At 29.1% G+C, this 12779-nt stretch carries 6 protein-coding genes; 3 read left to right on the top strand and 3 right to left on the bottom strand.

Translation table 11 applies throughout. The features are described from left to right. Positions 1-1392 precede the first annotated feature (1392 nt). From HACICURT3053_RS02415 to purD, 3 genes are all read left to right on the top strand, one after another. Positions 1393-2136, top strand: a complete 744-nt coding sequence (locus tag HACICURT3053_RS02415) for a 1-acylglycerol-3-phosphate O-acyltransferase (protein ID WP_157992144.1) — start codon at positions 1393-1395, stop codon at positions 2134-2136. 352 nt (positions 2137-2488) lie between these two features. Beyond that, a complete protein-coding gene (purH, locus tag HACICURT3053_RS02410) occupies positions 2489-4078 on the top strand; it encodes a bifunctional phosphoribosylaminoimidazolecarboxamide formyltransferase/IMP cyclohydrolase (protein WP_157992143.1) in 1590 nt (529 codons plus the stop codon). A gap of 852 nt (positions 4079-4930) precedes the next feature. Continuing rightward, complete coding sequence (gene purD, locus HACICURT3053_RS02405) at positions 4931-6235, top strand: phosphoribosylamine--glycine ligase (protein WP_157992142.1); 1305 nt, start codon at positions 4931-4933, stop codon at positions 6233-6235. A gap of 737 nt (positions 6236-6972) precedes the next feature. Here the strand turns inward: purD and speD are convergent. The 3 genes from speD to HACICURT3053_RS02390 form a co-directional block, all read right to left on the bottom strand. Beyond that, complete coding sequence (speD, locus tag HACICURT3053_RS02400) at positions 6973-7782, bottom strand: adenosylmethionine decarboxylase (RefSeq protein ID WP_157992141.1); 810 nt, start codon at positions 7780-7782, stop codon at positions 6973-6975. 14 nt (positions 7783-7796) lie between these two features. Continuing rightward, positions 7797-8666, bottom strand: coding sequence for a polyamine aminopropyltransferase (speE, locus tag HACICURT3053_RS02395; RefSeq protein WP_157992140.1), 870 nt, complete (start codon positions 8664-8666; stop codon positions 7797-7799). A 1085-nt stretch (positions 8667-9751) separates the two neighbouring features. Next, positions 9752-11707, bottom strand: a complete 1956-nt coding sequence (locus tag HACICURT3053_RS02390) for an exoribonuclease II (protein WP_157992139.1) — start codon at positions 11705-11707, stop codon at positions 9752-9754. Positions 11708-12779: the final 1072 nt, after the last annotated feature.

The raw sequence follows: 12779 nt of genomic DNA, 5'->3' as shown, positions 1-12779 counted from the left end.
GATAATATATGGTATATGAAATGCTTTACTTACCTATGAGTAATAAGATTAAGATTCTAATTATTTATGAAGAATAGAATATATTAATGATTGTTATGAGTGTTTGTAGGTATTTGTTACATACAATGAATATAAAGTATTGATAGTATTTAGTTGATTTCTAGATATAATTTTTCAGTGATATTAGTGTAGATATATTAAAATTTAGATTTTTAGTATCTATATCTAAAATGTTCGATTATATTAAATATAGGATTAATTTGATACAGAAGGTATAGGACGCATGTGTTTTTGTATTTTTTTATTTATTAGTATGGTTAATTAATAAGAAGATTTTGTTTCTAGTTAATCTGATATAAAAGTATTTATATATTATTATTGTGTTTTTCAATATTTTTTATTAGATGAACTAAACATATAGCACGTATAATTTTGTCATATAAATATTCATTCTATCTTGTCATAAGATATGTATCTTTTCATTTTCTTTGTATGATTTATACTCTTAGTTGTCATAATTAATTTTTGTTTTTTTAGATATATTTGATAAGTTTATCATATTTTATTTTTTAATGAGAGCCTCTTTATTTTTAGATAATATAGTTACGTACTTATCAAGGTTCTTAAGATAAGGTTTGATATTTTCTTTTCATTGATAGTTTAAAAGAAAAGAGAAAATTACTGTTTATAGTTTCTAAAACTAGAGGACGATTGTAAATCTTTATCCGTATAGATATTTAGATATATTATTTAAGATATGTAGATAATATAAATTTTATTTATTTTTATAATTTTCTATAGAAATGATCTATGACGTATGCATCCAACTTCGGTTTGTTTTCATTTTTTTCTTTAATATTATCTAGTAGATTATATTTTATCAGTATTATGATGCTTGATGGGGTTTTTTTTAAAAAATAGATTTCATATCTTTAAAGAAATATTGTCAAGATCAAAAGATTCTTTATTAATTACTTGATATACTATTTATTTTCTTATTTGGATAAACAAAGGTTAGGTTTATGTTTAAAGATATTTTTATATTATGACAATCAATGTATTGTTTTCTTCGTACTGTTTTTAAATTTTTTGATCAAGTATCACAAAATTTAATTGTAGTTTTTTTATTCATACCCCATATGTAACAATGTTAGGTATTCAGAATATAGAAAGGTCGATATGAATATATGCATAGTTAATAAAATACACGATGATTATTTTATTTAGTAAAAAGTAAAATACAATAAATTTAATAGTTGCTCTTGGCAAATAATTAATAGTTTTTAGTGTGGTTAAGAATTTATTTTCTATTTATTTCAGTGAAGTATTAATAGATTCTTGAAATTTAAGTGATAGGTTTGTAAATAATATTTTATTGTTGGATATAAGACAATGCTTGCTTTTTTACGTGTCGTTTTTATTTTAGTTTATTCTATTATTGTTTCTATTTGTGGTTTTTTTTATTGTATTTTAAGTCCACGAAACCCGTGTCATGTTGCAACCTTTAGTAAGTTATTTGGTCATCTGTCTCATTTTATTGGTGTAACGGTCTGTCTACGTAAGCCTTTAGGTTCTGAACATTATCCTAATGCAATTTATATTTGTAATCATCAAAATAATTTTGATATGATTACTGCAGCTAAGATGGTTCAGGTTGGTACCGTTACTGTTGGAAAAGTTAGTGTATTATGGATTCCGTTTTTTGGAATTCTCTATTGGTTAAGTGGTAATATTTTGATTAGTAGGAAAAATTATACTCAATCATATAGGGTAATTAGAAAATTAATTAGAAAGTTTAAACAAAAAAAAATTTCTTTTTGGATATTTCCAGAGGGCACTCGAAGTCGAGGTCGAGGTCTTCTCCCATTTAAAATGGGGGCATTTTATACAGCTAAAGCTGCAGGTGTTCCTATTATTCCAGTAGTAGTATCTAATACTCATGGTAATATTAATCTGAATCGTTTAAAAAACGGTTTTGTTATTGTTGAAATGTTACCACCCATTGATCCTCGTTGTTTTTCTGATCAATCAGTTCGTTTTTTTTCTAATTATTGTAGAAAATTAATGATAAAAAAGTTATATCAATTAAATACTGAAATTTTTTTACATGAAAATATTCATCGTCGTTTTAAGTGAAACCAGATAAGATAAATTTCTGTAAATATTTTTAGTCTGCATTTAATCAGTAAATTAATATTAAAAATTTAGTATAAGAGATTATTTATGATTTCCTCCTATCTTTAAGATAGATTAGTACTGGAATTTCTAAATATATTTAATAAATTTTTTGGATTCGATTTCGTGATCTTTATCTTTAGTTTATGGTGATATTTATGATGTATCATGTAATATATATTAATTATTGTGATATTAATTAATTCAATTCATTAAATATTAGTCTTGATAAAATACTAGATAATATAAACAGTATTTCTATTTTTTAATTAAAATTTTATTAATATTTTATTTAATAAGGAATGGTATTGACATGTTGTCATATCGACCCATCCGTTGCGCATTGATTAGTGTTTCTGATAAAACAGATATACTTCCATTAGCACAAGATTTATCTCGACGCGGTATAAAATTGTTTTCAACCGGAGGGACCGCTCGTTTCTTGGCTAGTTCTGGTCTAATTATCACTGAGGTGTCTGATTATACTGGTTTTCCAGAAATCATGGACGGACGGTTAAAGACGTTACATCCTAAAGTACACGGTGGCATCTTAGGGCGGCGTCATAAGGATTGTGACGTTATGGATTCACATGGGATTATTCCTATTGATATGGTTGTGGTTAATTTGTATCCATTTTCTCAAGTTGCATCTTGTAGCGCGTGTACATTAGAAGAGGCAATGGATCAGATTGATATTGGTGGTTTAACTATGATCCGAGCTGCTGCCAAAAATTATAGAGATGTTGCTGTTGTAGTTAAGATTAGTGACTATACTACTATTAGTAAAGAATTAGATAAAAATGGAAATTCACTTACATTAAAAACTCGGTTTCATTTAGCAACTAAAGCATTTAAGTATACCGCATCTTACGATAGTAAGATTGCTAACTATTGTGGTGATATTTTAAAAGATTCTGATCAATCAAGTATGAAGTCATCTGAATGCTTTCCTTCTAACCTGCATTTAAATTTTATTAAGAAAGAGGATATTCGATATGGAGAAAACTCTCATCAACAGGCAGCTTTTTATATAGAAAATAAATATCTTCAACCGTCTGTAGCTACTGCACAGCAATTACAGGGTAAGAATCTTTCATATAATAACATTGTTGATGCTGATACAGCGCTAGAGTGTGTAAAGGAATTTGAGTTACCATCTTGCGTGATTGTGAAACATTCTAATCCCTGCGGAGTGGCATCGGCGCAGACCATTTTTGATGCATATGAGAAAGCTTATAAAACTGATTCATCTTCTGCATTTGGTGGTGTAATTGCTTTTAATCGTGAATTAGATTTAGCTACTATACAGGCAGTTATTAGTCGTCAATTTGTAGAGGTTATTATTTCTCCTTCTATTAGTTCTGAAGCTATGAACTTAACTATAACTAAAAAAAATTTACGTATACTTATTTGTGGAGCATGGAAGCAACGTCAGATGGAATTGGATTTTAAGCGTGTCAGAGGAGGTCTTTTGGTTCAGTCTCAAGATACAAAAATAGTATCTAAAAATCAGCTTCGAGTAGTTAGTAAGCGTTTAGCAAGTCAGAAGGATATGCTCGATTCTCTGTTTTGTTGGAAAGTAGCTAAATTTGTGAAATCAAATGCAATTGTTTACGCACGAAATAATATGACACTCGGTATAGGAGCTGGTCAAATGAGTCGTGTTTATTCTGCTAAAATTGCTTCTATTAAAGCGGCTGAGCAAGGACTGCAATTACATGGTTCAGTTATGGCCTCTGATGGTTTTATTCCTTTTAGTGATAGTATCGAAGTCGCTGCTTCTGTTGGGGTGAAATGCGTAATTCAGCCAGGTAATTCTATTCGTGATGATGAAGTTATTGCAGCTGTGGATAAGTATAATATGGTTATGATTTTTACCGATGTTCGTCACTTTAGGCATTGATCTTAGATGGAAAAATATTTAGTTATATAGGGAACTTAATAGATTATTTTTTATTGTATCTGATTGTAATAGATATTATAGGTAATTTTGCATTACTATAGTTAATTAAAAGAAAAAGGCTAAGATAAATATTGTAATTTTTATTGCAAGTGTTTGATTATTTTTGAGTAGATGATATTATTTATTATTAATAATAATATTAAGTTTTAAACAAAATATCAGCGCGCTTTATTAAATGAAAGAATTGATGTTATCAAGTATGTGCTACATATTAGGTGGTATACCTTATATTATCTGATTTTTAGAAGGATTGAAGAGAAATCCAGTTTTGTGTAACTAAAAACTCACTATTAAATATGATTTAATATGATATATAGATCCTTAGGTTGAATATACTGAATCATTTTGTTCTTACTATTGTAGTATACTCTTATTGAAAAGTGTTATTTTGGATTACTGTAAGATAGATCCTATCTAATTTAGATATTCATTATCTATAATATAGATAAGTATAGTTAAATATATTGATTTATAAAATTATATCTATGTATTATACATAATATACTCGATAAAACCAGATAAAGATCATGGTGATTTAAGAAAAGATTGACTCTCTATCTAGAGAGATAGAGAGTATTTTATATTATATTTTGGTATAATTGGTTCATTAACTTCAAATGTTCAGTAATATATATAGAAAATTATTTTAAATAGGCTGCTAGAAAGTTATTTGTCAGGTTTTTTAAAAAACCTAACTACATTATAGTATTAGAGTGGAATTTTTTATTTGTATTAGTATAGATGCGAGACTATTAAAAATAAACCTTTAATTTTAAACAAAATGAGATTTAGATGAAAGTTTTAGTAATTGGTAATGGTGGGCGAGAACATGCCTTAGCATGGAAAATTTCTCATTCTAAATTAGTGACTAGTGTATTCATTGCGCCAGGAAATGCTGGAACTGCTTTAGAATCTAAGATGAAAAATATAGCTATTTTGTCGAATGATCTGGATAGATTGTTGATTTTTGCTTTAAATGAAAAGATTGATTTAACGGTTGTAGGTCCAGAAACCCCTTTAACATATGGTATAGTGGATAGATTTCGTGAGGTGGGTTTAAGAATATTTGGTCCAACTCAATCAGCGTCTCTTCTAGAAGGTTCCAAAGCGTTTACTAAAGATTTTTTAGTTCGTCATAATATTCCAACAGCTGAATATCAAGTTTTTACTAAAATTGAGCCAGCACTTGTTTATTCGCGTGAGAAAGGATTTCCTCTTGTCATTAAAGCTGATGGTTTAGCGTCAGGCAAAGGAGTCATTATTGCCATGACAATGGAGGAGGCTGAATCTGCTATACGAGGGATGTTGGAAGGCAGTTTGTTTCACAGAGTAGAGAATCAAATTGTCATAGAAGAATTTCTATATGGTGAGGAAGTGAGTTTTATTGTTATGGTAGATGGTGAGCATGTTCTACCTATGGCTACAAGTCAGGATCACAAGCGGGTAGGCAATGATGATACTGGCTTAAATACTGGTGGAATGGGAGCTTATTCGCCGACAAAAGTGGTTACTAGTGTAGTACATAATAGAATTATGGATGAGATTATTTGGCCAACTATTCGAGGAATGGCTTATGAGGGTAATCTCTATACTGGATTTTTATATGCAGGCTTGATTATTAATAACAATAATCATCCTAAGGTTATTGAGTTTAATTGCCGCCTGGGAGATCCGGAGGCTCAGGTTATTTTATTACGATTGCAATCTGATTTAGTTGAGTTGTTATTGGCAGCCGAGTCTGGTTTTTTGCATAAAAAAGAGGCAAAATGGGATCCTCGCCCATCTTTGGGATTAGTTCTTGCAGCTAATGGTTATCCTGGAGAATACATAAAAGGTGATCCAATTTATGGTCTTTCATTATTAGATAAATTAGATGGAAAAGTATTTCATTCTGGAACAATTCTTAAAGATCAGTTTGTCATAACTAATGGTGGTCGTGTTTTATGTGTCACTGCATTAGGATCAGATATTATATCTGCACAAAGACATGCCTATGAAATTGCAAATTTAATTTCTTGGAATGGAAAGTTTTTTCGTAAAGATATAGGTCATAATGAGGTTAATCGGGAATTACTAAGAATAGATAAGGAGCTTTGATAAAAACAATTTAATAACTGATATTTTAAGTTTTTAATAGTGATAAAAATTTTTATTTGTATTTTTAAATTTTTAGATTTATTGTTAATATATTAGAAGATATATAGATGTTTTAAATAAAAATTGTTATATAGGTAATAGAAGTTAGAAAAATAGATTTAGTGTATTACATCGATGGCAATTTTGATAGCATTTCTTTTTATCTACTTGTTATAAGTAATTATTTTTTTAGAAAAATCATAAATTTAGTATTATTTTTTTATTAAGGTTTTGGTAAAGGATTTTTAAAAAAACCTATATATAACATAACGTTTTATATAGTGTCTTATAAGATAGATAGTTAGAATTTTAACTGAAGTTGTGATAGGACTTTATGAGATATATTATAGAATAATATATGTGTTGTATTGTTTTCTGTTTCATGATTTAATTAGTAATTAAATATACCATAAGCGATAGAATTAGTGAGATTCGCATTTGAATAAGAATCAAATGCGGGAGTGTTATTTTTCTTAAGTCTTCTTTATGTAATTACTCACAATCTACAGTTTTCTGAAGCAGAACTGTACTATATACTTTTAGTTTAATAATTAAAGTTTTGATATGTTAAATAGTTAATAATGATGATTAGAATTATTTTATTTTTTGTTTTTTTATATAGAAAATAGTTTATTATAGTTCTTTTTTTATATTCATGTAACCTAAATACGTAATTGTTATTCAAGTAAGTAATACTATTACATGTATATTTTTCCTACGGTTGGAATATTCCGACCATAATAAATTTCACGCATTTCTTTCCATAAGAGATTAGTAATTCTTTCATGTTCTTTTTTTCCTAAATCTTCTAATTTAGAATTAAATAGATAGTGTGTAAGATCAAATTTTTTTAGAAGCATCTTAGTATGAAAAATATTTTCTTGGTATACATTCACATCCATCATATCATGTTTTAATTTCATATCTTCTGACATGAAATTCTGTATTGAATTGATCTTATGATCAATAAAATGTTTTACGCCATTAATGTCACGTGTAAAACCTCGTACACGATAATCAATGGTCACAATATCTGAATCTAGCTGGTGTATTAAGTAATTAAGAGCTTTTAAAGGAGAAATAACCCCGCATGTGGATACCTCAATATCAACTCGAAAAGTACATAATCCCCCTTCAGGATGGCTTTCTGGATAAGTATGTACGCAAATATGACTTTTATCTAGATGTGCAATCATTGAGTGTGATAGTGGGCCGGGATGTTCTGATGTATCTATATCATGTGGATCTATGGTTTCTTCGCCAATTAGAATTGTTACACTAGCACCTTGTGGCTCATAATCCTGACGGGCAATATTTAGAACGTTTGCTCCTATAATTGAACAGGTTTTACTGAGAATTTCAGTTAACCTCGTAGCGTTATATTGTTCATCAATATAAGCGATATATCCGTCGCGTTCTGCTTCTGTATTAGCGTAACATATGTCATAGACGCAAAAACTTAAACTTTTAGTTAAATTATTAAATCCATGTAATTTCAACTTTTGCAATTGTATTTTTTTCCTTAAAATTCTGAGGAAGCTTCTAGCGCATCTAGAAAATATTGCGGTAAGGAAAAACTGCTAGCGTGTAGTGCTGGATTGTAATATCGGCATTTGAGATTTGTTTTATTATAACGATTAATGAGGGTTGATAGATTTATTTGGCGTAGCATAGGATTATTGCTTGACCAGGAAAAAGTCATTATACCGCCATAATAGGTAGGTATTGATGCTTGATAGAAGCTCACATCATTAAAATAGTTTTTTAATTTACGATAACTATTTATTGCTTCGTTTAATTGAAAAAAACAGACTCCACTTTGCGTCACCAAAATACCATCTGGATTTAGGCACTTGTGACATCCTTCATAAAATTCTGAAGTATACAGGTTTTCTCCTGGGCCAATTGGATCAGGAGAATCAGAAATAATTACATCAAATCGATCAGAAGTTGTTTGCACAAAATGAACACCATTATCAATAACAAGTTGACAAAAAGGGTTTTCAAAAGAACCAGCATGGTGATGAGGTAGATATCGTTTAGATAATTCAATTACACTTGAATCGATTTCAACTAGGGTAATTTGTTCAATATTTTTATGATAACTTATTTCGCGCAGCATCGCACCATCTCCTCCCCCAATAATTAATACTTTTCGCGCGTTACCATGGGCTAATAGTGGGACATGTGCCATCATTTCATGATAAATAAATTCATCAGATTCAGTAGTTTGTACTATTCCATCGAGTGCTAGGATACGACCTAAGTTTGTATTTTCAAAAATAATTAAATTTTGGTAATTGGTGCGTGTACGATGTAGTATTTTATTGATAGTAAAATATTGCCCAAATTTAGAATGAAGTGTTTCATGCCATAAGATATTGGTTAACATATTAAGGAAGTCCTAGTTACAATTATAAGAAAAATAACATTTTATTATATAACTTGATTTATGAGAGGTTGGTATGCTTGAGTGATATATTTATTTATTACATTATTCTATAATAATGTAATATAATTATCTTTATAACTAATATACACACAAGTCAATTTTTAATTATTTTCTTGATGAGAGGGAGAAGATTGTGCAATTTTTTTTTAAAAAATGGTAAAACATTACCATACGCCTTGTAAATCAAGAAATTTTTAGTGATTTTAAAATCTTGTAAGATCTTATCAGTCTAGTTCTAGAGCCGAATGACTCTTTTTTGCATATAGATGATTTGTATATTTGTTTAGATAACAACAAATATTGTCATTAAATCGTATTGTAATTAGTTGATTTAATTGGTTATAGATATTGTTTATATAATATTTCATTATATTAAAGCATACTTAATTTATTTAATAGTGTAATAAAGAATTATTATAAATAGAAAACTTTCTAAGTATGGTTCTATTGTCTTTTTATACATAACTAAGAGAAATAAATATTTTATCTTAAGAAAGTGAGTATTAGTATATACATAGTTTCTATATTATAGAAAGAGAATCATGTTAGATATTTTTTATAGTATAAATGATAGATTACCTGAATATGTTCTTTTAGAATTAAGTATATACAATAATATTAATTATCTTAATTTTAACAAATATTGTTTTGTGTATCAACGAAATAAGTCTCAAGAGATAAGATAACAATTTTTAAAATATATATTTTATAGGATATTTATTGATATTCACTGTATTCCGTATAGCACGTATAAGGTGTTTTCATTTATTTTGTCAGTATGCATTATTGTACTAATGAAATACCTATTTAATGTGTAAAATGATAGATATTTTTTATATTACAGAGTTACTCTGATTTATTAGTCATTGAACTTTTAAATACTGAATTAGTTCGGGATTATAATAATTATAGGATTGCAGTAATTTTGTTTAATCTGTTTGTAGCTATGTATACTTTTCATTTTCTATGTCTATTTGATTTTTCAGTAATTAATATCAAGAGAGACAACATGCTGTATATACAATTTATTTTTTAGATGAGAAGGCTGGACGAGCAATAATAGTTCGAGTATCCATCCGTATTTCTGTGATCGTTACATCAATCAAATCGGTGACTTGGTAAAGTAACTGGCCTTTTACGAGGATACTGCCAGTATCATGTTTGCAGATCAGGTTTTCACGAATTGAATAGATTAGTTCTGCAGGAATAAATGCTACAGCGCCATTTTCTTGAAGTCGAACGCGCATTCCGTGACGATATACATCTAACACTTCAGCTTTAAAGAAACGATTACTACCAATGTCTTTTTGTAAGAAGCGTGAATACAACCATTCACCTATATCTCGTCCAGCCATTCGGTTTTTTCGACGACGCTCTACCATGTAGGTTGTTAGTTCTTCTTTTGGATGTAAAGCTGTTTCACCTTTGATCATGGATTTTATTAAGCGATGATTAATCATATCGCCATATTTGCGAATAGGGGATGTCCAGGTAGCATACGCTTCTAAACCCAGACCACAATGTGGTCCTGGAGTAGTGCGAATTTCAGAAAATGATTGGAAACGTCGAATACGATTTGCTAGGAATTGATTTGATTGACAGTCTAGTTTACGTCGTAGGTTGCGAAATCCATCTAGGGTAGAAAGAATAACAGGATCTACGATAATTCCATGATTAGCTAAGATTTCTGATGCTTGATTTGCATGGACTTTGTCAAAACCATCATGAACATTATAGATACCAAATCCAAACCTTTTACTTAACGCCTGAGCAGCGCAAATATTTGCTAGAATCATTGATTCTTCTATGATTTTATTTGCAATGCGTCGGTGTTCAGTAATTATATCTAATATTTCTCCCTGTTTATTTATTACAAAGCGGAAGTCTGGTTGTTCCTGAAATAATAGAGCGTGCGTTTGTCGCCAGTTACTACGAGCTAAATAAAAACGGTGCAGAAGACAGATTTGGTTAGCTATTTCTTGGCTTTCTGGCTTCCAGGGGCTGGATTTGTCTGATTCTAACCAGTCAGAGACACTGCTATATACTAATCGTGCCTTAGATTTGATCCAGGCCGCAAAAAATTCTACAGATTGAGAGGGTGTGCCATCTTTGGAAATAGTAACGCAGCAAACAAGTGCAGGTCGACGCTGTCCTTGGCGCAGAGAACAGATATCTTCTGATAACTGTCTAGGTAGCATTGAAACATTAAATCCTGGTAGATAGTTGGTAAAAGAGCGTTCAGCGGCAATTTGATCTAATATGCTATTAGTTTCGATATAAGAAGTTGGGTCAGAGATTGCAATAAATAGTTTAAGTTCGTCATCACCAATATCTTCTATATATAATGCATCATCCATGTCTTCAGTATGAGCGCTATCAATGGTAATAAATGGGATGTTGGTAAGGTCTTTACGTTTTAGTTTTTCATTAAGCATTTCTTTTGGAATTGGCGCATTAGGTTCTTCGCGTTCTAAATTATAGCGCGCGAGCGTGACCCACCATGGCGCAAGATTATCTTCTTTTTTGGTAATAAACTCTGTAAGTTCAGCATAGAATGCGTTATCACCATTTAATGGATGATGGCGTATCTTTGCTACGGTCCAATCTCCTTCCTGGAAGCAATGTTTAACATTAAATCCAGCATCGCATGGGATTGCAGTTTTTAGCCAAGGATTATCCGGCATGATAAGTAAACGATTATTTTTTTTCTGTATTCGACCAACAAAACGCTTGAGAGATGGTTCAATAAGTTTTTCAGGACAGGCAATTTCTCGATCTTTATTTGTCTGAATTACCGCGCTTATACGATCACCATTCATTACTTTTTTCATAAAAGAGCGTGGAATGAAGTAACTTTTTTGTGCGTTAATTTCTAAAAATCCAAAACCTTTTTCGGAACTTTTAACTATTCCTTCCACCCGGAGAAGTTTAGAATTTAGTTGTTTTTTAAGCTTAGCAAGAAGAGGATTATTTTGGAGCATGATATTAATAGATTTTGAGTTAAATGAAATATGAATTATTATACGTTTTTTCTTTAAGGAAAATAAGACTGTAGAGAGAATTAAATTTTTACCTAATATTGATGAAAAAGAATTGTAAAAATCGATAATTTAATAATCGATAATTTAATAGAAAAAACTATAGGTTTAGATGTGCAATATATCAATAATTAACTCATTATTGAGTTTTTATAAAAAAAGAAATATATCATGTTGTTGAATGTGTTTAGTGATTATATTGATTTAATGTTAATTTCTAATTATGTTTGATAATAGCACAGATCTCTCATGGAATACCTAGGTTTTAAGTTATTTTATTTTAGATATGTTTCTAAGCATCTTCTTTGAATTGTTCATTATTAACAATAAACTTTTATATCCTAGTGAAAGATTTTAGAGTTACTATTTTATCGCTGAATATTGTTATTATTTTAACTAATGTAGAAAAACTATATTTGAGTTCTCTTAGGTGTTATTAAATTCAATCATATTTTATTATATCAAATAAACTCTTGATGGTATAATTTTAGATATTACATGGAATGACTGTTTTTATCAACTTTTACGTAAATAGATAATTATTTTGTAGATATATAGAATAATCTGTAGGAGATTGAACTTATAGTATAATATACTATATATATTATTTAATAGTGTAGATATTTATTTTTTATTTTACAATTACATTATTTTCATAGATCTTGAGAAATGGGAGAATATTGCATGTAATATATCAAATATTAAGATAGATAATGTCAGGTAAGAACAGTGCTTATACCATGTTTATATTACTAGGATCATATTTTTATTTTATTTTTTGGTTTTTTTATAGCTAATTTAGTATCTATTTTATAGATCAGATACTAAAGAATTCTTCTGTAGATGAAGAGAGACATATTTATATAGCATGAATGCAATTATTTTATTAGATAAATAACCAGAAGTTTTTATTATGAGTTAGTAACTATAAAAGAAGAGAAGATTTATTATATGCTATATTTTAGATAAAGTTTTAATAAAATATGTTCTTTATTATATATTTGAAGGGATTATA

It is taken from the genome of Candidatus Erwinia haradaeae (genome assembly GCF_900698855.1).
Lineage (GTDB): Bacteria > Pseudomonadota > Gammaproteobacteria > Enterobacterales > Enterobacteriaceae > Erwinia_E > Erwinia_E haradaeae_F.
The sequence above is the reverse complement of the archived record's forward strand: the minus strand, read 5'-3'. Positions and strand labels throughout refer to the sequence as shown.